The organism is uncultured Thalassospira sp., assembly GCF_963976115.1.
Lineage (GTDB): Bacteria > Pseudomonadota > Alphaproteobacteria > Rhodospirillales > Thalassospiraceae > Thalassospira.
Genome location: NZ_CAXBJJ010000014.1, coordinates 97,253 through 121,196 on the forward strand (window position 1 = coordinate 97,253; position 23,944 = coordinate 121,196).

A 23,944-nucleotide genomic window follows, 5' to 3' on the forward strand; every position below is an offset into this window, starting at 1 on the left:
ACACGCGGGGAATACGGGGAAAAGAGTGGCTCAGCACGGTGGCCCACAACAACGCATTTTTTCGCCGATCCGAACGGCGCTTCATCGTTTTGCGTTCATTTTATTGATTGTGTCCTGTTTTGCCCTGATGTTGCTGGGCAAGGCCGATACAGTCCTGATTGAACGCATTCGCGGAGCAGCCGTCGATCTGGTTTCGCCTTTCATGAATCTGGCATCGCGCCCAGCGGCCAGCATTGACGACGTCACCAGCCGGATCGAAAGTTTTGCCAGCCTTTATGAGGAAAACCTGCGCCTGCGCGAAGAAAACCGCGAATTACTGGCATGGCAGCAGGTTGCGCGTAACCTGACCTATGAAAATAATCGACTGCGCGAACTAAGCCACTATGCCAATCCCCCGTCCCAGCACGAAATCAGTGCACGTGTAATCGCCGATATGGGCGGTGCCTTTGCGCACAGCATGATGATCAGTGCCGGCACCCGCGACGGGGTCATGAAAGGTCAGGCTGTTTTGTCTGACGAAGGATTGATTGGCCGGATCGCCGATGCCGGTTATCAGGCATCGCGGGTCTTGCTGATTACCGATATCAATTCGCGCATCCCCGTCATGATTGAAAACAGCCGTGATCGCGCCTTTTTGTCTGGCGACAATACCGATCGCCCATTGCTGACATTTCTGACTGCCGATGCAACGGTTGCCCCGGGCGACCGTGTTTTAACATCCGGCCATGGCGGGGCGTTTCCCCCGGGCATTCCGGTCGGGATTGTTTCATCTGTTTCTGAAAATGCAGTGCGTGTTGCCCCGCTGTTTCGCCGCCATCAGGTCGAATATCTGCGCGTGGTCAATTACGGTCTGGCGGGTATTCTCAAAGATCCTGATGCGTTGCATTCCATACCACATCTGGACCAGGGCACCTCGTTACCGGCGGATAATTTGCCAACCGGTATTGGCGTTGGCCCGGCAAATGCTGAAACCGACATGCAAGAACTGCCCACCTTCAGTACGCCGCCAGACGGCGCATCAGGCACCAAACCGTGAAACCTGGCGTATGGCAACGTCTTGACGTCATCGCAAGATCGACGGTTCCGGCATTTAGCGTTTTCGTCCTGCTGCTGATCGGTCTGTTGCCTTATAGTATTCCCAAACTGGCCGATGTAACCCCTGCCCTGACCCTGATGGCGGTCTTTTACTGGTCGGTGAACCGGCCCGACCTTATGACAGGGCTGACCGCCTTTACCCTGGGCCTGATACAGGATCTGCTGACCGGGTTGCCGTTAGGGGTTAGTTCGCTGGTGTTTTTGCTGGTGCAATCGGCCAGCGCCAATCAGGGCCGCTTTTTTTATAACAAGGCCTTCACCGTGTTGTGGTGGGGATTTGCCATTGTTTCCGGCCCGGCATTTTTGTTGCAATGGTTATTTAGTTCGGCATTAACGGGTGCGCTGTTGCCTTTCCAGCCCCTGGTGATTAGTTATCTTATAACTGCGGGTATGTTTCCGCTGGTCGCGTGGGTTCTGGTGCGGATACAGAACGGTCTGTTACGCAATTTTTAATCAGCCCCCTGTCACGACACGCCCGGAACAACAATATTGAACCTTGATACCTGACGATAACCAGACTGCGCCAGGCTGCGATGTCACACCGATGATGACAGGCGGTTTCTGGTAGAACGCAACGATACGGTTTTTGGGGGAGCCCCTTGTGTGAACATTGACAAGACGGTTTTCACATCCAGCTGCCGACGATAAAATGCCTTCCTTTCCACGCTGCACATATTTTCGCAGCATCAGCCGAACACGGACATTGACCCATCGATGTGGCACCGAGATTCAGACAGATATCGCATGTTTACCCGCCGCGCCATCATGCTGGGCGCGGGCCAGGGGGTATTGCTGACCGGGTTGGCGGCGCGCATGTATTATTTGCAGGTGATGGAAGGCAACCGCTATGCGACCCTGGCCGATGAAAACCGGATATCGCACCGCTTGCTGCCGCCGCCACGCGGCATCATTACCGACCGTTTCGGGGCGCCGCTGGCTGTCAACCGGCAAAACTACCATATCCTTATTGTGCGCGAACAAAGCCCGGATGTTCGTAAAACCCTGACGGTTCTGTCGCAAATCATTGAAATAGAGCCCGAAACCATCGACCGGGTTGAGAACGATGTTCAACGCCGCCGGTCCTTTGTGCCGGTAACAGTGCGCGACAACCTGACATGGGATGAAGTGGCACGGGTGGGGGTGAATGCCCCCGATTTGCCGGGCATCATCATTGATGCCGGGCGGTCGCGCGATTACCCCGAAGGCCCGCATCTGGCCCATACACTGGGCTATGTTGCTGCCGTTGCCGAAAAAGAACTGACCGGCGACCCGCTACTGGAATTACCCGGCTTTCGCATTGGCAAAAGCGGCATCGAAAAAACCTATGACATGTCGTTGCGCGGTCGTGCGGGCACCAGCCAGGTCGAGGTTAATGCCCTTGGCCGCGTGATCCGCGAACTCGACCGCGAAGAAGGCCAAAGTGGCGAAACCGTTGTTTTGACCCTCGATATCGAACTGCAACGCTTTACCAACCAGCGCCTTTCCGAACATGAAAGTGCGGCTGCCGTGGTGATGGATGTTTACAATGGCGACGTTCTGGCCATGACATCGCACCCCACCTATGACCCCAACAGCTTTACCAACGGCATTTCACATAAATTGTGGGACAGCCTGATTAACAACGAATATTCGCCATTGTCGAACAAAGCCGTCAATGGCACATATTCGCCCGGCTCAACCTTCAAGACCTGTGTGGCGCTGGCCGCCCTTGAAGCCGGGGTGATCACCCCGGAACAGCGTTTTTTCTGCCCGGGTCACCTTGATCTGGGCAATGCGCGCTTTCACTGCTGGAAACGCGGCGGGCATGGCTGGGTCAATATGCATGACTCGATGAAACATTCCTGCGACGTTTATTATTACGAACTGTCGCAAAAGCTGGGCATCGATAAAATAGCCGCCATGGCACGGCGCCTGGGGCTGGGTGAGCCAACCGGTGTTGACCTGCCATCCGAGCGCAGCGGCCTTATTCCGACCCGCGAATGGAAAGAAACCCAGCTTGGCAAACGCTGGCAGGGGGGCGAAACGCTGATCTGTTCAATCGGCCAGGGATATGTGCTGACAACCCCCTTGCAATTGGCAACGATGACGGCCCGACTGGCATCGGGCAAGGCTGTTACCCCCCATCTAACCCGCGACCACGTCTCGCCCGATGATATTGAAGCGCGCAATGATGCCGAATTCCCCGATCTGGATGTTTCGCGCGCCCATCTGGCCATTATTCACGATGGCATGAACGGTGTTACCAACGAACTTCGGGGCACGGCATACCGATCCCGCATTAAAATCAAAGGCCTGGAAATGGCGGGGAAAACCGGCACCAGTCAGGTGCGCCGTATTTCCATGCATGAACGCCAGACGGGCATTATCGGCAATGATGACCTGCCTTGGAAATACCGTGACCACGCCCTGTTTATCGCTTTTGCGCCGGTTGAAAATCCCCGTTATGCCTGTGCTGTGGTGGTGGAGCATGGCGGGTCTGGCTCTGGCGTGGCCGCCCCGATCGCGCGTGACCTGCTCACCAAGGCCCAGGAACTGAAATCCAGTCGTCCGGGTGTGTCCGCCGTCAATATTCAGTCGGCGTCGCAAATCCTGCGGACCACGACAAAAAAACAGGAAAGCTAAATGGCAGCCCGCTATCGCATCGGACAGGACCCGGATTATGTGCCACTGGGGCGCCGTCTGTTATTGCTGAACTGGACGCTGGTGCTGTTGCTGTGCGTGCTGTCAGGCATTGGCTTTGCCATGTTATATTCGGCGGCCAACGGGTCGTTGGAACCATGGGCCGAACGGCAAATGATCCGGTTTGCCGCCGGGCTGATCCTGATGATCCTGATTGCCCTTACCGATATCCGTATTTGGTTGCGGATGTCCTATGCTGCCTATGTGATCTCGCTGATCTTGTTGATTGGCGTGGAAATCAAGGGGGATATCGGCATGGGGGCCCAACGCTGGATCAATCTCGGCTTTTTCCAGCTCCAGCCCTCCGAACTGATGAAGATCTCGCTGGTATTGGCACTGGCACGGTATTTTCACGGTCTGACGATCGAGGAAACCGGGCGCATCCCCTTGCTGATCCCGCCGCTTTTGATGGTGATGGCACCTGCCGCCCTTGTTTTGCGCCAGCCAGACCTTGGTACGGCCCTGCTGCTGGTGGCTGGTGGCGGGGTTATCTTCTGGTTGTCCGGGGTGCGGATGTGGAAATTCGGGCTGGTGCTGGGCGGCTGTCTGGCGGCCATACCGATTGGCTGGCAATTTCTGCGTGACTATCAGAAGAACCGCGTCCTTACCTTCCTGAACCCGGAAAACGACCCTCTGGGGGCGGGTTATCATATTACCCAGTCAAAAATTGCACTTGGCTCTGGCGGACTGTTTGGCAAGGGCTTTATGCTGGGCTCGCAAAGCCACCTTAATTTCCTGCCTGAAAAACAAACCGACTTTATTTTCACCATGCTGGGCGAAGAATTTGGCCTGGTCGGCGGCATTGCATTATTGCTGCTTTATACGCTGGTGATTGTCTATGGCTATGTCATCGCCCTGCGCTGTGCAAACCAGTTTGGCCGCCTTGTTGCCATTGGCGTTACCACCACGTTCTTTTTATATGTATTCATCAACATTGCCATGGTGATGGGGCTTATCCCGGTTGTTGGTGTGCCTTTGCCCCTGGTATCGTATGGTGGCACCGTGATGATGACCATTCTGGTCAGCTTTGGCCTGCTGATGAGCATCAGCATTCACCGCGATGTTCGCATCTCGCGGCAGGGCAATGATGACGGGCGCCATTAACAAAAACGTAAAAAATCACATTTGCACGAAATTAATCTGGACAAGCCCGCCACGACAACGCTATAACCCGCTCCGCACTTGAAGAACACATCTTGCTTTCAAGTGTTCCATCTTACGATGGGCGCATAGCTCAGTTGGTAGAGCAGCTGACTCTTAATCAGCGGGTCCTGGGTTCGAATCCCCGTGCGCCCACCAATCAAACCCCCGAAAACATTCATGTTTTCAGGGGTTTTGTTTTTTCGGTATAAAAGTTTAGCACTGAAATCAGTAGCGGTTTAGCACTACTGGCTGACGATCATTATTAATTTAAGCTCGTGCAGACAAGGTGTTATCGATATATACAATCACGAATTGTGACTTGCTATACAATTTTTTACGTTCTTGCTACACAAGTCGCATTAGCATTTAACATGAAATTCCTTTGAAAAAACGCTTGCGGTAGCCCCTGCTGATGCCATTTCATAGGCAATGAGCAGATGCTCAATGAGAGAGGATGATTTTTAGGTGCGGATCGCTATCTAAAAACACTCAGTTAGGCAAAAAACCCTTTGTAGGTTATAGTCCGCAAATTGTAGTCATCAAAATCCTTACTGTCAGGTGTTGTCATGCCAACCCACTCAGCGGCGCTTGCCAACGAATTCATAGATCGCGCGAATAGTTGCGGGAAGCAGTTAACGCAAATGCAACTTCAAAAGCTTGTGTACATTGCACATGGCTGGAACTTGGCGATTAATGGGTCCCCCCTCACTGAGGACACTCCCCAAGCATGGGATTATGGCCCCGTATACCGAGACCTATGGCTTGCGCTTCGCAGCTTTGGTAAATCTGCCGTAAATGAGAAAATTAAAATTGGCCAAGTTGGAGCTGGTATTTTTAGTCCGAATGCCGATGACGAAATACGCGCCAACCTCCTACCAGCCGAAAAAAGAATCGTTGATAAGGTTTTTGACCTTTACAGCGACTTTCACGCCTATCAATTGTCCGCAATGACTCACAAACAAGGAACTCCGTGGTATCAAATCTATGAAGTTGAGGGTAAGAAAAAGGGCAATATTGATGCAGAACGAATAAAGCAACATTTCGTATCGCTCGCCCAACAACGGCACACAGCTAATGCCTGAAGATTTCCGGCCTAGCGTCGATGACATTCAGGCAGGCTTATCCTCCGTCGAACAGAAAACGTCCCCGGACGTTCTCGACGAGAAAGAAATTAAAGATGTCGAAAATGCGCGTAAACAACAAGAAATTGCAGATTTGGAATCTGATAGAGGACTGCGCGAAAAATACGCGAACAGAATACTTCGGTTTTTAGAATGCTATGCGGCAACAGTTGCAATTTTTCTTGTACTAAATGGTTTTAGATTTAAATGTTTCTCGCTTCCAGATGAAGTACTTATCACATTAGTTAGCAGCACTGCAGTAGCAGCAATTGGATTAGTTGGATTTATTGCAAAAGGATTGTTTGGAAAGAAAAGGTAAAATATTAGTTCATGCATTGTCGTTCAGACATACGAAAAACTTTTATTAGATAGCGTCCAGATCTTACGACCCCAAATAGCATTTCTCTTTTTCTACTTTCATAAAAAACCATAAGGGGCAGGCCCAAGCCTGCCCCATGAACACCAAATCCTTGTTTGGTTTACTCGACCTTATCTGCACGCGCACGAATGTCGGCAAAGGACCAGTCGCGCAATAGTTTGCCGTCGCAAAATACCGGCTCCAGCAAATTGTCATTTCCGGCCTCGTCTTCCGAAACGGTTTGATAGGTGCCATCGCGCCACACAAGGCCCAAACGGCCACGTTTGCTATGCTTTGCATGGTCGGTGATCGGGTCTTTATAGACATCAATCCACTGACCCTTGATTTGTGCGGCGGAACATTTCATGGCGAATTTCAGGGTATCGCGGTTTAACTGCTGAAGCAGGCCACCGCCCATGCCAAAGGCGATATTATCCGCCGCCCAGCCCTTGTCGGCCAGATTGCGCAAGATACGCTCGATGGTATCAATATTAATGCCATCGCCCTGAATAACCCGAACACAGGGGGCTAGCACCTTGTAGCCCTTCGCATTCAGGCTGTAGCCGAATTTTTCCCCCAAATGCACAACACAATCCACCGGCACCACTGCCGGATTGCCTGAATCTGGTCGTACCACAATGGTTGCCCCGCTATCGATCACTTCCTGGCGCAACTCCTCGCCCCAAATTTTATCAACAGCGTTAAAAAGATCGTAGCTGTCAGAAACAACAGCAACCAGCTTTCCCTTGCCGCCAAACTGGCGGATCATATTACGATATGCACGCGCCTCGCCATCTCGCCCCCAGGCCGTCATGGTGGCGTGTTCAGCTGCCGGTATCGAAAAACCGGCCATGTCTTCGCTGTAATATTTACGTGCTGCCAAAACACCGCTGACGGTATCTGTCCCCCTGAAATTGACAAGATGCGCCACACCGCCAAGGGCTGCACTTTCCAGGCTTGAAACACCGCGTGCGCCAAAATCGTGCAATTTAAACGCAACCTGATCACGATCATCCGATGTCAGGTCCAGATAGCGCAAAATAACCTGTTTGCAGTGCCTGGAATTGGTTGCAACAGTTGTCGGATACCAGACAGCCCGCAACAAAGCCGTTTCCAGGGCCGATGTCAGCCAGAAACATTTGGGATCGGTATTTACGACAGTAACCAGAACATTACCGGTGGGAACAATCTCGCCCTCGGGAACGGCTTTGATCTCGACAGGCAGATACCCGTCATGCGCGTCAAGAATATGGTCCCATCCGGCGCGATAAAACGGTTCGCCATGCGCCCGCCAGAAATCCTCTGCTGCGTCAATCATCTCGCGGGTAATTGGCGTGCACAGATATTCCTTTAAAAACATCTGCAAACCGAAAAACACCAGGCGATCCCATTTGCCGCCCCGGCTTTCGATATAGCTATAAACATATTGTGTATCTGGCGGATACTGAAAGGCATGGCTTGCCTTGTAACTATCAACATTCAGCAAAATATTGCGGATCGGGTCTGGTGTGCCCGTAACCGTCGGATTGGACCAGTTCATAGCGAAACCCCTGCGCTGTGCGGCAATACACCAAATCGGGCACGTTTCGCACCATCATGATATGGCATCGCAAAATCCTATAGCAAAAGGGTGTCTGCGTTTGAAGCCCGCGATGACAAACTGCAAACTGCAAACTGCAAACTGCAATTGCCAAATTCTGCGGCCTTGAGCGGGTGTGCTGGCTATTCACCCGTCATCAAAACGGCTTCTGACAGTTCACCCATTTCAAACCGGTTACGCCCTTTTGCCTTTGCCGCATAAAGAGCGCGATCGGCAACGAAATAAAGCACATCAATAATGCTTTCAACTTCACGCGCCTGGCGCAACACGCTGTCGACCCCGTCATTCTCAAGGAACTCGGTTTCATTTTTCACCGGCAAACAGGCGATACCAATACTGACAGTGCAAGTGATGGTTTGATCATTTACGGTGATAACGTCTTCAGCGACGGCTTTTCGCAGCCGTTCAGCAACGATCCTTAAACCGTCCTCGTCTTCATCACTGATCAGGACCGCAAATTCTTCGCCCCCCATACGGGCAGGAAGGTCGGTTTCGCGCAACACCCTGGCAAACACCCCGGCCAGCGATTTCAGCACCACATCCCCCGTCTGATGACCATAGGTATCATTCAACGCTTTAAAATGATCGAGATCGAGAATGATCAGACCAACCCTGGTACCACGACGTTTCCACACGGCAACCGCATTTTTAAGGCGCCCCATCAATGCCCGGCGGTTGGCAAGCCCGGTTAACGGGTCGGTTGCTGCCAAAAACTCCAGCTTTTCAACAACATCGTTAAGTTCGCGGGTTCGTTGTTCCACCCGTATTTCCAATGTCTGATTGGATGCCTGCAACGCATCGGTCACGTTGGCAAGTTTTTCAACCTTGCTGCGAATCAGGGCAAACAACCCGATCAAGGATGACCTCAGCATCTGAATTTCGTCATCATGCCGATAGGGCGGAGGCATAGGCAGATCCTTGTCCGTTTCCACCGGATTGACGTTAACCATATAGTCGATCAGTTGCAAAAGTGGCTTGTTGACAATGAAATAGGACACGCCAACCATGCCAAATGCCATGAACAGCGCCAGAATAAACACGGCAAGAAATGACTGTTTAATCCGGTCACAAAGAATGGCCACATAAACTTTCGGCGAAAAGGTCATCTGCAATTCGCCAACGACAACCTGTTCTACCCGATCCCGATCATGGGCATACAACACCACATCCTGTTCAACAATACCGCCAAACAAATCATCCTGCCACCTGCCTGATGGTGATAAATCAGGGTGATATTGCTGTTGGGCAAGAACGGTTCGATCTGCCATCAACAAGCGGACCGATACAACCGTGCGCGACACCATCGCTCCCCGTATTGCCGCCATCGCAAGTTCAACATCACCGGTCTGAACAGCATTGCCTGCAACGGGCACAGTCGACGTAAGCACACGCTCGTTGGTCTTATCATAAAATGACCATAAGTCGCGGTAATCGGAAAAGCCCTTGGAAAGCATGATCAACACGCCCAGTGCCAAGGCAATCAGAAGGCCCCATCGCAATTGGCGCGCAAAAAGCGAGCTACGGTGCGTGCGTTTGGTCAGATCTTGCTTTTTCGCTGTGCCGGATGGTTCTTGCACCGGTTACTCATCCTTGTCTTCAGAGTCGTTCAGTGTTTAATCGCAGCAAAAAGGTGTTCAAGATCAAAATGATAAGTTGCATTCTGGTCCGACTTTCCCGTCAGACCGAATTTCGAAAAATCTATTTTATTCCAGTCTCGCTGGCCAAATTTCTCTTCAAACCGGTCAACATTATCGCCGGTAATTGCCTGCATTGAAAATGCATAATCAGGGCCTCGTCCCTGAACATCAACGCCATTGCGAAAATCATTCACCATAACCATTATCCACGCTCCGGCCAAAAAATGGCCCCCGTGCGTCATGGTCATTTTTCCTTCTTTTACCAGTTTCAGACCTTCAGCGGACCAGTTCACGCCCCCGACCACCACATCTTTGCCCGCAACCTTGCCTGCATCTTCAATTGCGGCAATCGCACCACGGGCAATGTCGTCGCTGGCGGCCCATACGGCATCCAGGCACCCCTCTGGCAGCAAACTTGCGGTACGCTTATAGGCTTCATCATAGGACCAGTTAGCGATCAGACGGCGCTTTTCCACAAGTTGCGGATATTTTGCCAGGGCAACATCAAGTCCCTCCAACCGGTCGAGTGATGCGGGCGTATTCCAGTCCCCGGCCAAAGATAGCAGGCAAATATCACGACCGGGCTGATCGGCATGAAGTTTTTCATCCGCAAGCACCAGCGAGCGGGCAAGATCAAATCCGGCTTTTTTGTTGTCAGGGGTCAGGGTTGCGATCCAGTAGGGCAAATTTGTGCCGGGTTGGCCGACGCGCTTTTTCTGGTCAACGGTTAAATCATTTAACAGCATGAAAATTGGAATATGCCGGGCATTCGCCTCGATCACGATGCGCGCACCCTGCTGGTGTTCGTTCGAGGCAATAATGTAATCTGGTGGCGGATCCATGGCGAAAACACGATTGGCATTTTGTGCCATCAGGGGCCATTGCCGGTCGCTGTCAAATTCGACGATCTGGAATCCGAATTGCCGGGCAGCAACATGCATTGTGTCGCTAACATCTTTCCAAAAACCGCGATCCCCATATCCTGGATTGATAAAGGCAACACGCGGTGCATCGGCTGGCGCGGCAACAACCTGCCGACTTCCAAACGACAAAACCACGCCCATTCCCAGCGCACAAATTGATCGCAATACCTTCACGTGGTTCGCCCTGCCCCTTGTCATCCCTGATTTAACAGGAAACTGTCCCGCCCCAACAGACGGTATTCAAGGCCTTAATCAATTCCACAGCCCGGGTCAAATGCGCTTCGGCCATTCTTTAGGATAGCCTACCATAGACCTTATACGATGCGCCCTGACCACAAATAGCGATTTCCGGCACAAACCGGCCACAGAAAGGCATCGATATAAACCAAATAAACATGCAATTTAGTGAAAAATTTGATCAATTATAATAATTAAATTTTTTGCCAACGGATGTAATCAGGCTGAGACAAGCGCATAGTCGGGATTTTCTTCGAGCTGATGGCGACAATGAAAAAAACTATGCGAAAAAATTGGCGTCGGCCCGTCAGATTTTACATCACCACAACACCAGCCTACCCTAAAGCACTTTTCCTTTAATATGACCCATTATTCAAAAACCGAATATACAGCAAGGGGGTAGCGGTCTTCAGCCGTGGCTGGATCAAGCGATCAACGCAACGCCGCAATGCAATCTTTCACCGTTTTACAAGCCGACCAAAGAACGGCTGATCGGCAATTTTGTGGACAGCCGTTAAGAAAATTACCGGGCAGGCAATCAAAGCGATATTTCTGTAAATTGCCTGCCCCAACAGGATTGCGGCCCTTCACATCTTGTTCGGGCAAATCGATGTAGCTGTATTAACAACCTGGCAAACGGGCATTCATTAGCCCTGCGTGCGCAGGGCCTGAATCAGCTCTTCATTGCTCATACGGGCACGTTCTTCGATGCCGCGCATTTTTGCCAGGTGATAAAGGTCATCGCGATTCCATTTTTCGTATCGCGGGCTGGTCATTTTTGTGTCATTTGGGGATGTCGTGTGACGTTTACGGTCGCTATAGCTTGCCATTTTGTGCTCCTTTCAAAGGCGATTACATGTTCAAGGCACGAATTGACAGCCGGGTGATCCCCGTATCACAAGACTGAAATCATGATGTGGTAACAAATCTGCAAATTTCCAACCCATCGGGCAAAAATCGCCCTGTTAAAGTGAACCGGCGCACACACAGCAGGTTGTTTGCTGGTTTGACAAGGCGATAGGGAAAACGGCTCAGTGATTGCGCAACGCGTCAATCATCTGGCCTTTCGACATATCTGACCGGCCTTTGATACCCACTTTTTGCGCCTGTTTATAAAGATCGTCGCGGGTCCAGTCTTCATAACGCGGATGTTTTCCGCCTTTCCTGCTGGCCTGCGAGCCCGAATTTGCAATACGGGCGGCCTTTTGCTTGCTGGCACCGTCGTCGCGCAAACGCTGATAGGTTTCATCATCCTTTATCGAAGGCCCGTGGTCCTGAACCATGACATCCTCCTTTAACTTTATGAACAACGCTGTAACGAAACCAACCACAGGTTGTTCCCGGCAACCGGAAAAACCAGCCTGTACGCCGCCTGTTCCCGGCCTGGCAAACCATGATCACGCCAGAGTTCCAAAATGAAAGATGACATAAAATATCCTGTGCCGGATTAGGAAAACTTGATAGCGTGATGCCATCATTTTCAAATGTTTATCAGGAACAGGAACCAGCCAATGGCCTTGCATTTTGAACGGGCGGAACTGGCGCAACGCCGGGCGAAAACGATCACGAAACTCGAAGCCGCAGGGCTGGATGGCTTGTTGATGTTTCGCCAGGAAAGCATGTTTTATCTGACGGGATATGACACATTTGGTTATGTCTTTTTTCAGTGCCTTTATCTGGGTGTTGACGGCACAGTTGCCTTAATTACCCGCGCGCCCGACCTGCGCCAGGCACGCCACACATCCGATATCGCAGACATCCGCATCTGGGTGGACGGCCCCGACGTAAACCCCGCCCTGCAATTGCGCGATATGCTGGCCGAATTTGGCATGACCAACAAAAAACTGGGTGTTGAATATGACGCCTATGGTCTTACGGCTGCCAATGGCAAAAAGCTGGACGCGGCACTGGATGGTTTTTGCACATTAACCGATGCATCGCGACTGGTGTCGGCGTTGCGCGTGGTCAAAAGCCCGGCTGAACTGGCCTTTATTCGCCGCGCGGGCGAACTGGCCGACGACGCATGGGATGCCGCCCTTGAAACCGTGCATGTCGGCGCCTTTGAAGGCGATATTCTTGCCGCCATGCAAGGAGCGGTATTTGCCGGAGGGGGCGATTATCCCGGCAATGAATTTATCATTGGGGCCGGACAGGATGCTCTGTTGTGCCGGTATTTTTCCGGACGCAAACACATCGCCGAAAAAGACCAGATCACACTGGAATGGGCCGGGGCCTATCGCCACTATCACGCTGCCATGATGCGGACCATTCCGGTTGGCGGGGCGACGCCACGCCATATTGAAATGCACAAGGTCGCAACCGAAGCCATGGAAGCCTGCCGCACGGCCCTTAAACCCGGCGAACCGATTGGGGCTGTGTTTGATGCCTATGCACGGGTGTGTGATAAAAACAACATGTTGAACCACCGCCTGAACGCCTGTGGTTATTCCATGGGAACCACCTTTGCCCCGAACTGGATGGACTGGCCGATGTTTTACCATGCCAACCCGGTTATTGCGCGGCCCGGCATGGTGTTTTTCCTGCATATGATCCTGATGGACAGCGAAACCGGCTGTGCGATGTGCCCCGGTCATTCGGTTATTGTTAGCGAAAATGGCAATGATGCCGTTTCACGCCATTCGCTGGACCTGATATCGCGCTGAACCTGATAATCCGGGTGATTGCGATTTTACCTGGCCCAATGCCATCGGCGACGCTTGGTAACCATTGTATTACGTCGAAAATACAGTCGTGCACGCCGCCGATGGTGTAACAGGCCGGGCCTTGCAGGCCGAAGCTATCAACAAGGATCAGTCAAATCCAACAACATTGCACTGATTGCCTTGGGCTATGTGACGCCCGCCGGGCATTTGCGCAACCAGCACTTCAGCACATTTGGCAGACAAGGCCACATTGGCTGGTTTGTTCTTGTCAAAATGTGCAAGCTCGGCTTCGCCCAGCGGATGTTCCAGCCGCATCGCAATCATGATTGGCTTGTTTTCAAGGTCTGTCGTTTCCATGACCACCGCCGTTTCTCTTATGCCGGTTTGCGGGTTCAACAATCGTGCAAGTTGGCCTTTATTGCCGCTAACCTCGAAGTTTTCTTTGGTATCAAGGATTTGAACTTGCTTGGGTGCAGGTTGCGATTCTCCGGACGCAGCACCACCAGAAACGTGGTTTGGTGACGTTGCCGGTGTTTCGGCCACGGCGGCGCTGAACATTATCGCTGTCGCAGGAATGGCAAAAAGGATCGATTTGGCAAGAACTTGTCTCATTAATCATTTCTCCTGTATCGCCCCTCAATCACCTCCCCCTAACACAAGAAAGATTCAACAATCAACCTTACGATAATTGAAACAAAAATTCTGGAAATTCAAATAAATGAAAAATTTAAGGTTAGATCTTTGAACATAAAACAATAAAAGAAATCAATTAATCATTTTTCCCAATAATTCTTCATATGTCCGATTCATGACATCATCCAGATCATCGATATTTTTCAAAGCATCTCTTAAATCACCAGAGAAATACTCAAGCGAACGCGCCCTGTGCGACAGTTCATCAGCCGCAAGATTTGCAGCCATCCCCTTTAATGAATGCGCGGCACGGCGAAATCCACTGATATCGTCTGTTTTGGCGGCTTCTGTCATCCGATCCCGTTCGTCGCGATAGGCATCGGGCAGCATACGGATCAGGGCGGTAAGCTGCGCTGTACCCAAGGCATCTCGCATTTCTTTCAAACGTAAAATACTCACCAGCAGCTCATCACGTCCCGCTTCTGCCTTGTGCGCTGGCGATGCGTCGGTTTGGGCCCCCTGAACAGGTCCCTGATGCGGATCTTCTTTGGCATTGCCAATGGTGTCTTTTGTTTTTTGGTCCGGGCTTGGGCCGTTTGTAAAACGGCGTTTTAAAGCCCCTCGCCCCATAAACCGACGCACGAAAGGCGGGCGATCAGAAGTCGGAATATGTTCAGGGTTTTCTTTTGGTATATTGGTGCCAGTGGAAATACGTTTTTCTCGGCCTGGCAACGGGCTGTCATCGGGAATATTCTGCCGTTTCACCGGGTGACCCGACCGCAAAACATCCATATGTGTGGTAAAATATTGCACAGGGCCAACCGATAAACGGCCTCTTGCGCCCCCCGCAGGGTGCCAACCGGCAGGCTCGTCATTATCCGATATGGAATTATTGACAAGGGCAGGATTGGCAAATGCCGACCAGGATAAATCCTCGGTTGTTGCCCCGGAATCTGAGCCGGAATCTGCAACAAAATTTGGCGTCTCATCGGTAAAATCAGGGCGGCTTTCAACCATTTCAGCTTCGGAAAGCCCCGCCTCCGCCGTAGCCGCCAAATGCACACGCCCGCTTAGATGATGGATCAGGCTGGCGCGAAGTTTACGTTCCTCGACCGGTTTTGTCAGAACTTCGTCCATGCCTGCGGCCAGAAAGTCGCGCTGCCGCTCTGCAAACACATCGGCGGTAACACCAATAATTGGAACACGCCCCCCACGGGTATCGCGTTCAATTTCGCGGATATGGCGGGTCGCCCCTTCGCCATCCAGAACGGGCATATGGGCATCCATTAAAATGGCGTCATAATCATTATTCTGAAAAGACTGCACGGCCAGCCGACCATTCCCAACAATATCAACCTTAAGGCCCAGCCGTTCCAGAAAGGCCAACATCACATTGGCGTTAATTTCGTTATCCTCGACCACAAGCACCCGTTTTCCCGCAAGAACGCCCAGCGTATTTTCTTCGCGATCTATCATGGCACTGTCAGGTTCGCTGACGCTAAAACTGCGCACATCAAACGGCAACCAGCAATCAAACCGGGTACCCTGGCCTGGCACACTATGCAGACCAATGTGCCCCCCCATCATCTTGATCAGATTTTGCGAAATCGACAGTCCCAGCCCGGTACCGCCAAACTGGCGCATCGTCGAATTGTCGCCCTGGGTAAATGCCTGAAAAATCCGCGCTTGCCGTTCAGGGGCAATCCCGATGCCGGTATCACTTACCGAAAACCGGTAAACTTCGCTCAGGCGGCTGCCCGTAACACGCCCGCCAGCGCGGCTGGGGTCATTTTCAACAACCAGTTGCACCGACCCTTTGTGGGTGAATTTCACAGCATTGGATAACAGGTTCCATAACACCTGACGAAACCGAATTTCATCGCCAATAAAGATCTTGTTGCGTAAAACCTTGTCGTCCCAAACCAGTTTCAGGTTTTTTTCCTGTGTCAGGGCAACAATGGCATTGGAAAGATCGCAGGTAATATCATAAGGCCGAAACGGGCGGGTTTCTATTTCGGCATGACCAGCCTCGATCTTGCTCATATCAAGAATATCGTTGAGCAACGACATCAAGGCCCGCCCGGAGGACAAAATGGCATCAACCCGTTCGCGCTGCACGCCGTTCAAACTGGTCTGACGCAACAATTGCGCCATGCCCAAAACACCGTTTAACGGGGTTCTTATTTCGTGGCTCATGGTGGCCAAAAACGCACTTTTGGCGGAACTCGATTGCGACGCATTCCGGTAAAGATCACGAAGCGAGGCGACCATGGCAACCAGAACCAGCCCGTAACTAAACAATCGCGAGGGCATTAAAAATTCGGCGGTAATGGCACGTCCATCACTATCGAAAAAAACGAAAGCCATATGATGATAAACTGAGTTCAGGAAAAATGCCGTCAACATCACCTCGAATGCTGTCGGACGTTGCGCCATGCGTTGCAAATAACCCGATAACGTAATGACGGACAGCGCCGCACTCAGCAGCAACGGAAGTATAATCACATAAGAGAAAACATGAGAAACATCGTAGGTAAACAATGGCGATACCCACGACAAAACCAGCAGCACAACAAAGATACTGGCAATAATCAGGGGAGTGGCCCCCCAGATATGATCATTGCGACAAATATTATCGCATGAATTGGCACGAAGAACGCTGATCAGAAAAAAGCTGTTGGCAACAACCCGGCTTAACAACCCAAACCACGCCACATGAGACAGTAACGCCGACAGCCAGCCCGGTTCCAGATGCCGCAAGATAACCGGTGCCGCCAAGCTGACACCATCGCCAACAAACAGGGCAAACATACCCAAGGCAACATATAAAAGTTGTTGTCTTTTGGTGGTGTCGTAAATAACCAGCCCGATGGCGACCGAAAAAAGCGCCATAAATTCAACGACGAATGCAATCGCAAAAGAAAGCTCGGTCCCGAGCGGCCCCAAAAGCATCGGCAGCACCGAATAGATGCTTGCGATAAAGCCAAACGCAACAAAACAAATGGCCGTCAATCGGAGCATCGACACCCAGTCCTCCACATTGTTGTCGTCATCCATACGACAGAGCCGCAGCAATACCCCCGATTGCGACCGATATATCCCCAAAAAGGATTCCCAAATCGCCACCCCGCACCTGTCTTTGATCAGCTGCTTAAAATCTCTTTGGACCAGACAAGCACATCTTCGTCCATGTCCTGCATATGCCGGTATTTTTCGAACTGCCCGGCAATCAGGGTTAACCTGTCATGAAAACAGGGTGGTCTTTCAAGGTCCAGCAATGGGTCGCCCAAGGGATCAAAAGCTGCATTTTGAAATTCCAGCGACAAACTTATCCGTGGTGAGGTCGCAAACCGCGACGCCCGGCTGCCCCAATGATAAACGTCCTGTCGCCACCCCATGACAGCACCGGGGCGGGCAGGCAACGCCCGGGCATCTTGCAATGCAACATCCTGTGGTTTAGTTACCGGAAAATCATAGCACCGTTCAAAACTGCGCGGCAACACATACATACAGCCGTTTTCCGGTATCGCATCAGATAACGGCACCCACAGCGACAGGCTGATCAACATATCATCGTCAATCGCACTTTGCCCCTGATAATCGCGGTGCGGGGGCCATCCTCGCCCCTGTTGCGCGGGGTCCACATACCAGGCCCAAAAATGGGGCAACAAGGCAATTTTATCCCCCAAAAAATGACTTAAAAGCGGGCGCAAAGCCGCAAATACCTGCCACGCCTCGTCATACAGATAAATCATTGCCACCGGCAACCTTGCGGCCACCAGCCGTTCGATGGCGGCGCGCAATTGCCCAAGAACAGCCACCGGCAACACATCATGAAGCAGAAAATAGCCTTCATCCCAAAACCGGTCTGACAATTGGGAATAATCTACATCTTCACGCATCAGGTTCGGCTTTGTAGCACTTTCAACGCCAAAACCAACACCATCGCCCCCCGTACCGGCAATATCCAGGCCCCGGCTTGCCCCCGTGGCACAAGCACCCTCTGATGTGCCGTCGATATGCAAATCAGGATTAAGGCCACGCCAGAAATCAGCGTTTTTTGCCTGCTGTACTGTCATCATTGTGGTGTAATCCTGTTATCGCAAATCCAATTCGCGCGGACGATACGGCTGGTTTAAAAACCGCGCAAGTCTTACGAAAAATCATTTTCCATCGCGTTGATGCAGCACAGCGCCAATTATATAGTCCCCGGCACTTGCCTCGGCTTTAAAGGCAGGATAGGCAATACCACATCCTGACATTGGTCACCGGCAGCGGAGCAAGGCGTAAAATGAGCGATGATATTTTTCGTCATGGTGGTGCAATCGATCTGGCGTCTGAGCATTACAATATTCCGGTTGACCACTGGCTTGACCTGTCAACCGGGATCAACCCCACACCCTATCCGATCACTGACGCCCCTGCCAAAACATGGCATCGCCTGCCGCTAAAACGCGATACGGATGCCGTTCTTGCCGCCGCAAAACAATATTATGGTATTGTCTCGATGGATCATATTGCCTGCGGCCCGGGCACACAGGCCCTGATCCAGCTTGTTCCATTCATTCTTGCCAAAACCGCAAACATCAACAGCGTTGCCATTTTCGGCCCGACCTATGGCGAACATGCCCCGGCATGGCAACGTGCCCATATTCGCACGACCGAAATATACGCAACACCCGACATGCGACAGGCGATTGTACGTAACAGTCCGACAGGCGCGGTCAGCCCTGGCGCAAGCCTGGCACCCCACATTGAACCAAAATGTCGTTCATCTGATTTTGGCTGGTCGGGATTAACCCCGGATCACGATCTGGCCGATGTCATCAACACCCATGATGCCTTTGTCATTGTAAACCCCAACAACCCCGATGGCGGCTTGATCGACCAAAACAGCCTGTTTTCCTTTGCCACGTACCTGCAAAAACGGGGCAAATACCTGATCATTGACGAAGCCTTTGCCGACACCGCCCCGGATGTTTCGCTATGCCCCAAAATTCATGAGTTAACCAACACCATCATATTGCGGTCCTTTGGCAAGTTTTTTGGCCTGGCTGGCATTCGGGTGGGCTTTGCCGCGGCGCACCCCGCCATGATTGCAGATATAACCGACCGCCTTGGTCCCTGGGCTGTATCGGGCCCGGCCCTGCACATCACCACCCATGCCCTTGGCGACCAGACATGGCATCAAACGATGCGGAATCGTCTTGCAGCACAGGCAAAATGGCTGGATCAGGCTGTGTTACATGCAACAGATTGTGAATTGGTGGGGGGGACGTCGCTTTTGCGGCTGTATCGTGGCTGCAGGCTGCCGGATTTGCAAAAACATCTGGCCCGACAGGGTATCTGGGTGCGCGGTTTTACCGACGCACCGAACTGGTTGCGCTTTGGTTTGCCCGGCATAAGCACAAACCAACGCAGGCTCATCTCTGTCCTGTCCGATTTTCCTGCCAGAACCGGAACGACAAAAGTTTAGTCTATTTCTTCCCACGACTGTTTCTTGCGGTAAATTGTCGACGGGCTAACCCCCAATGCCTCGGCTGCACGCGGGATCGAGCCATCACAACGATCAATCGCATCTTCGATGGCCTCTTTTTCCACCAGCCATAACGGCCGGATAGCATCAGCACCCCGGCCAGAAGCCGGGATGTTTTTATCGCGCACCCGTCCCGGGCGGGCCGCAAAAATACCCAGTCCCCCCGTCACCTGCTCCTGATTTCCCGATAAAAATGCCAATGCTTCAGGGTCATCCATCCATAGACGGTCGGTTTCCTCGAACCCTTGCGAAAGAACGGGATGGGGCGGCGGTGCCTCGATCGAACCGCTGGCATAGGCACCGTCGGCACCAAAATTACTCACCGGGCGCGGCACCATCGCCATCAGCACTTCCGGCCCGTTATTTAGCACCACGATATTGCGAATGATATTTTGCAACTGGCGGATGTTACCGGGCCAGGAATAACGGGTAAACAGATCGGCGACATCGGGCGAAAAACGTTTGAAGTCGCGCCCTTCTTCGCTGGTGAAACGCTGCAGATAAAAATTGGCAATTTGTAAAATATCCAGCCCGCGATCCCGCAATGGTGGCATATGCAGCGGAATAACGTGCAGGCGGTAATATAAATCCTCCCGAAACCGCCCGGCGCGCACTTCTTCCAACGGATCTCGGTTGGTTGCACACACAAACCGGACATTAACCGTTTCAAGCGAACTGCCACCGACTTTTTGAAACGTCCCGGTCTGGATGAACCGCAATAATTTGGTTTGCAGTTCCATATCCATTTCGCAAATTTCATCTAAAAACAGCGTGCCATTTTCCGCACGATGGGCCGCCCCCTCCCGGTCAGCCACAGCACCGGTAAAAGCCCCTTTGACATGGCCGAAAATCTCGCTTTCCATCAAATCCTTGGGAATGGCACCGCAATTTAGCGGAATGAAAGCTGCGTTTTTCCGGTCACTGCGCCGATGGATGGCCTCGGCCGCCAGTTCCTTGCCGGTTCCGCTTTCACCGGTAATAAAAACCGTCGCCCGGCTGGGGGCCGCAGATTCAATAATACGATAGATGTTGCGGATCGTATCAGATCCGCCAATGATATTGAAATATTTACGATCATCCTCTGCCGCGGGCAAACCAGTGGATGGCACATGAAGACTTTCGTTGGCGACCGACATTTCATCCTGTTTTGGTGCCCCCCCGCAACCTTTAAGGGCATCGATGACGGTTGATCGCAATTTTTCGGCGGTGAAGGGCTTTAGTAAAAAGTCACATGCGCCATCGCGCATGGCCTCCACCGCAACATTGACCGACCCGTGCGCGGTAACAACAATGATCCTGGTAGACGGCGAGACATCATGTGCCATGCGCAACACGTCCCGGCCATCCATATCGGGCAACAGCAAATCAAGCACGGCAACATCAAACCGTTTTTGCCGCAAAAGATTGATCGCTTCGCGCCCCGTACCAACATGTTCAACCTGATGGCGATCCACACGCAGATAATCCTGATATACCCGTGCCAATGACAGGGTATCTTCGATTATCAGAATGCGCGCCTTGGGGTTTGCCATATTTTTGTTACATCCTTGGCTGGCGAGATTGGCGACCACACTATCAAAAAAGGAAGAGCCCGCGGGAATATTTTACAGCACTTTTCCATAAAAATCATATACCTGCCTACCCGGTTTTCTGGCAATCTCCGGCTTTGCAATCATAATCATGCAGGTGTCAAATCTTCACATGGGCGAATATAGGCGAAGGCATGAATTTCAGTTAAAATATAAAAATCAAATTGAAAAATTTTGAAAATATCTTGCGTGACGTGACCCGACCAGGAGGAAGACAGCGTGAATTACAAGACCCTGCAGAACGAGACGGCAATTACCATCGAAATGACCGGACGATTTACATTTAGTGACCACACGGTATTTCGCAAACTGATTGACGAAATCACCGCCCAGCCATCGACAACACAGGTTTTCGATCTTTCCGGCATTGAATTTATTGATTCCGCCGGTTTAGGCATGCTGTTGCTGGCCCGCGATGAAGGCGAAAAAAACCGGGCCGCCGTCGTCCTGCGCGGGGCCAAAGGCCAGGTAAAACGGATGCTGGAGGTTGCCCGTTTCGACACGCTATTTCAGATGGAAGACTGATTAATGCCCTCCAGTACCGAATTGCCAAGACAAACACAGATGGCCCACCGTGTGGCAATTGCTGGCAATGCCAGCCTTGAAATTGCAAAACGTATTACCTTTGGGCCAGACCTGTTTGCGCCCGAAGATGTTGCAAAAACCAGTTTCATGCATGGCGGCGGTATTGAAGATTTTCCGCGCGAGCTGCGCTACCAGGCGTGTTTTTTACCCAGTCTTGTCACGCCTGACTGGCTTGGTGCCTTGCCCCGCCTGAATTGCAATTATTTTATCGAGGCCTTTGACGGTCTTGAACTTGGCGATTTAAGCCCGCTGCGGTGTCCCTGCCCCGGCCCGCAATGGGATTTGCTGGCCTGCCTTTCCACACAAAGCGCCTATCATTTGCCAATCGCACGCAAATTCGTTACCGCCCTGCGGCGGCGCAATGTTCTGCACGACAAAATCGCCCCGACACTGGAGATCGCGGTTCAGGAAGCATTTTCCAATTCGCTAATGCATGGCAACATGGAAATCGACACAACCGGCCACTTGTCGATGGAAAAATTCAACGCCCTGGAACAGACAACCCGCGACCGGCTTGCCGATCCGGCCTATGGCAACCGCGCCATTATTCTTGCGGCGCGCCAGATTGAAGCAAGCGGCATCGAGATTTTCATCCACGATCAGGGCCGTGGCTTTAGCCCTCCCGAACTGGCTAAAATGTCCACAATGCCCGGTAGCGATTCAACATTTGGCCGGGGTCTTTCCCTGATAAAAACGTTGTGTCACGACCTTGAATTTGAACGCGGCGGGCGCACAATCCGTATGCGGTTTTCAACGGCATCGGCAACAAACAACGCCGGTCAGGTGAACCATGCGCCCCCGGGTTCGATGTCAACACCGCCCGCCAGCGCGTCGCCAACGTCTGCTGCCGCCCCCCCATCACATCAGCAGACCAAAACTGGCGTCAAATCAGCCAACCCGCAGGCGACAGGGCAGGCCTCCATGCCGACACGCGCACTGCCCAACCCCCATGAAATTGACGCCCTGCATCAGGCCTGCATCCTGGTTGCCGATGACACCATGATCTCGCGCGAGATTGTCGCGTCTTATTTACGGGCCGAGGGTTTCACCAACCTTTTATTTGCCCGCGACGGCAACGACACCCTCAATCAGGTTCGCCGCAATCAACCAGACCTGATCATTCTTGATATCATCATGCCGGGCATGGATGGGTATGGCGTGTGCAAGAATTTGCGAAGCGACCCGGCCTATGCCGATATTCCCATCATCGCCCAGACAGCCCTGGAAGAAAACGAAGGCCGCACCCGGATTTTTCAGGATGGTGCAACCGATCTGATCCTGAAACCGCTCAATAAATCCGAGCTTCTGGCCAGGGTTCGCATCCATCTGGAACATCGTATTCTGGTTAAACAGTTGCGCGCTTACCGTGACAGAACACAGTCCGAACTTGTGCTGGCCCACGACATGCAGGCGATGCTCGTCCCGCGTCCCGATTATTATCGGGCGGTTGGGCGTGATTACGGCCTGTCGATCAGCGCGACCTTTCAGATGTCGTCTGAACTGGGCGGCGATATCTGGGGGTTGGCACCGCTTGATGCGGACAGACTGGCAATTTATCTGGTTGATTTCGCAGGGCATGGCATTGGTGCCGCCTTAAACACCTTTCGCCTGCATTCCCTGATGTGGTCAGAAGGCGAAGACCTGCATAATCCCGGAAGCTATCTTGAGGCATTGAACCTGCAACTGAAACGTCTGCTGCCCGTGGGCCAATATGCCACCATGCTTTATGGGATTATTGATCGCAAACAGGCTTTGTTTCGCTATGCCTGTGCGGCCTCGACATCCCCGATCATCGGGAAAAACAACGGGCGTGATTTTGAATTTTTAGACGGATCGGGCGTGCCGTTAGGCATCACCAACGAGGCCCGCTATGAAACCCGGGAAACACCGTTTTCCGATGACTGTTTCCTGATGCTTTATAGTGATGCCCTGATCGAAACGACGTTAAACGATGGTAACATGCTTGACCCCGACCGCCTGTGCGATGTCTTGCGCAACATCATTATGCGCCCAGGTGGAAACGGCGACCTGGCATCACAGGTGACCGACTATTTTTACGACCATACGCCACGGGAACTTAACGACGATTTCACCCTGATCACGCTGCAACCCCGAATGCCAGATCAAAAACCTTAAAGCGTGTTT

Annotated in this window: 19 protein-coding genes and 1 tRNA gene; 11 read left to right on the forward strand and 9 right to left on the reverse strand. The window is 52.1% G+C overall.

What is annotated here, in order from left to right:
• The first annotated feature begins 25 nt into the window (after positions 1 to 25).
• The 7 genes from mreC (at position 26) to AAC086_RS18180 (ending at position 6,357) form a co-directional block, all read left to right on the forward strand.
• Positions 26 to 1,036, forward strand: coding sequence for a rod shape-determining protein MreC (gene mreC, locus AAC086_RS18150; RefSeq protein WP_339780803.1), 1,011 nt, complete (start codon positions 26 to 28; stop codon positions 1,034 to 1,036).
• Entirely contained in the window at positions 1,033 to 1,548 is a 516-nt protein-coding gene (mreD, locus tag AAC086_RS18155; protein WP_339780804.1) for a rod shape-determining protein MreD, read from the forward strand. The genes mreC and mreD overlap by 4 nt, the downstream gene beginning before the upstream one ends.
• Before the next feature lie 291 nt (positions 1,549 to 1,839).
• Complete coding sequence (gene mrdA / locus AAC086_RS18160; RefSeq protein ID WP_339780805.1) at positions 1,840 to 3,717, forward strand: penicillin-binding protein 2; 1,878 nt, start codon at positions 1,840 to 1,842, stop codon at positions 3,715 to 3,717.
• Positions 3,718 to 4,878, forward strand: coding sequence for a rod shape-determining protein RodA (gene rodA / locus AAC086_RS18165; RefSeq protein ID WP_339780807.1), 1,161 nt, complete (start codon positions 3,718 to 3,720; stop codon positions 4,876 to 4,878).
• A 119-nt stretch (positions 4,879 to 4,997) separates the two neighbouring features.
• Positions 4,998 to 5,073 (forward strand) — tRNA-Lys (locus AAC086_RS18170).
• A 410-nt stretch (positions 5,074 to 5,483) separates the two neighbouring features.
• Positions 5,484 to 5,999, forward strand: coding sequence for a Panacea domain-containing protein (locus tag AAC086_RS18175; protein ID WP_339780808.1), 516 nt, complete (start codon positions 5,484 to 5,486; stop codon positions 5,997 to 5,999).
• A complete protein-coding gene (locus AAC086_RS18180; RefSeq protein WP_339780810.1) occupies positions 5,992 to 6,357 on the forward strand; it encodes a hypothetical protein in 366 nt (121 codons plus the stop codon). Before AAC086_RS18175 ends, AAC086_RS18180 begins: the two co-directional genes overlap by 8 nt.
• Positions 6,358 to 6,517: 160 nt before the next feature.
• Here AAC086_RS18180 and AAC086_RS18185 read toward each other — a convergent pair whose 3' ends face one another.
• From AAC086_RS18185 to AAC086_RS18205, 5 genes are all read right to left on the reverse strand, one after another.
• Entirely contained in the window at positions 6,518 to 7,936 is a 1,419-nt protein-coding gene (locus AAC086_RS18185; RefSeq protein ID WP_339780812.1) for a nicotinate phosphoribosyltransferase, read from the reverse strand.
• A gap of 182 nt (positions 7,937 to 8,118) precedes the next feature.
• Positions 8,119 to 9,573 carry a diguanylate cyclase gene (locus AAC086_RS18190; RefSeq protein ID WP_339780813.1) on the reverse strand — a complete coding sequence of 485 codons (1,455 nt, stop codon included), beginning with the start codon at positions 9,571 to 9,573 and terminating at the stop codon, positions 8,119 to 8,121.
• A gap of 29 nt (positions 9,574 to 9,602) precedes the next feature.
• Positions 9,603 to 10,730, reverse strand: a complete 1,128-nt coding sequence (locus AAC086_RS18195) for an ABC transporter substrate-binding protein (protein ID WP_339780814.1) — start codon at positions 10,728 to 10,730, stop codon at positions 9,603 to 9,605.
• 710 nt (positions 10,731 to 11,440) lie between these two features.
• Positions 11,441 to 11,623, reverse strand: coding sequence for a hypothetical protein (locus tag AAC086_RS18200; RefSeq protein ID WP_339780816.1), 183 nt, complete (start codon positions 11,621 to 11,623; stop codon positions 11,441 to 11,443).
• Between the two features lie 201 nt (positions 11,624 to 11,824).
• Positions 11,825 to 12,076: a Rho termination factor gene (locus AAC086_RS18205; RefSeq protein ID WP_339780817.1), complete on the reverse strand. Its 252-nt coding sequence runs from the start codon at positions 12,074 to 12,076 to the stop codon at positions 11,825 to 11,827.
• A 228-nt stretch (positions 12,077 to 12,304) separates the two neighbouring features.
• Between AAC086_RS18205 and AAC086_RS18210 the strand changes: the two genes are divergently transcribed.
• Entirely contained in the window at positions 12,305 to 13,456 is a 1,152-nt protein-coding gene (locus AAC086_RS18210; protein WP_339780818.1) for a Xaa-Pro peptidase family protein, read from the forward strand.
• A 147-nt stretch (positions 13,457 to 13,603) separates the two neighbouring features.
• Here the strand turns inward: AAC086_RS18210 and AAC086_RS18215 are convergent, their stop codons facing one another.
• From AAC086_RS18215 to AAC086_RS18225, 3 genes are all read right to left on the reverse strand, one after another.
• A complete protein-coding gene (locus tag AAC086_RS18215) occupies positions 13,604 to 14,068 on the reverse strand; it encodes a hypothetical protein (protein WP_339780820.1) in 465 nt (154 codons plus the stop codon).
• 153 nt (positions 14,069 to 14,221) lie between these two features.
• Positions 14,222 to 17,146, reverse strand: a complete 2,925-nt coding sequence (locus tag AAC086_RS18220) for an ATP-binding protein (protein ID WP_339780821.1) — start codon at positions 17,144 to 17,146, stop codon at positions 14,222 to 14,224.
• Positions 17,147 to 17,232: 86 nt separating this feature from the next.
• Positions 17,233 to 18,171 (reverse strand): phytanoyl-CoA dioxygenase family protein, encoded by a 939-nt coding sequence (locus AAC086_RS18225; protein ID WP_339780822.1) that lies wholly within the window; start codon positions 18,169 to 18,171, stop codon positions 17,233 to 17,235.
• A gap of 209 nt (positions 18,172 to 18,380) precedes the next feature.
• Here AAC086_RS18225 and cobD point away from each other — a divergent pair, with 209 nt between their 5' ends.
• Entirely contained in the window at positions 18,381 to 19,565 is a 1,185-nt protein-coding gene (gene cobD, locus AAC086_RS18230; protein ID WP_339780824.1) for a threonine-phosphate decarboxylase CobD, read from the forward strand.
• Here the strand turns inward: cobD and AAC086_RS18235 are convergent.
• Positions 19,562 to 21,157, reverse strand: coding sequence for a sigma-54 dependent transcriptional regulator (locus tag AAC086_RS18235; protein WP_339780825.1), 1,596 nt, complete (start codon positions 21,155 to 21,157; stop codon positions 19,562 to 19,564). The genes cobD and AAC086_RS18235 overlap by 4 nt on opposite strands.
• Positions 21,158 to 21,433: 276 nt before the next feature.
• Here AAC086_RS18235 and AAC086_RS18240 point away from each other — a divergent pair, with 276 nt between their 5' ends.
• Positions 21,434 to 21,739, forward strand: coding sequence for an STAS domain-containing protein (locus AAC086_RS18240; RefSeq protein WP_339780826.1), 306 nt, complete (start codon positions 21,434 to 21,436; stop codon positions 21,737 to 21,739).
• A gap of 3 nt (positions 21,740 to 21,742) precedes the next feature.
• Complete coding sequence (locus tag AAC086_RS18245) at positions 21,743 to 23,935, forward strand: SpoIIE family protein phosphatase (protein WP_339780827.1); 2,193 nt, start codon at positions 21,743 to 21,745, stop codon at positions 23,933 to 23,935.
• Positions 23,936 to 23,944 lie beyond the last annotated feature (9 nt).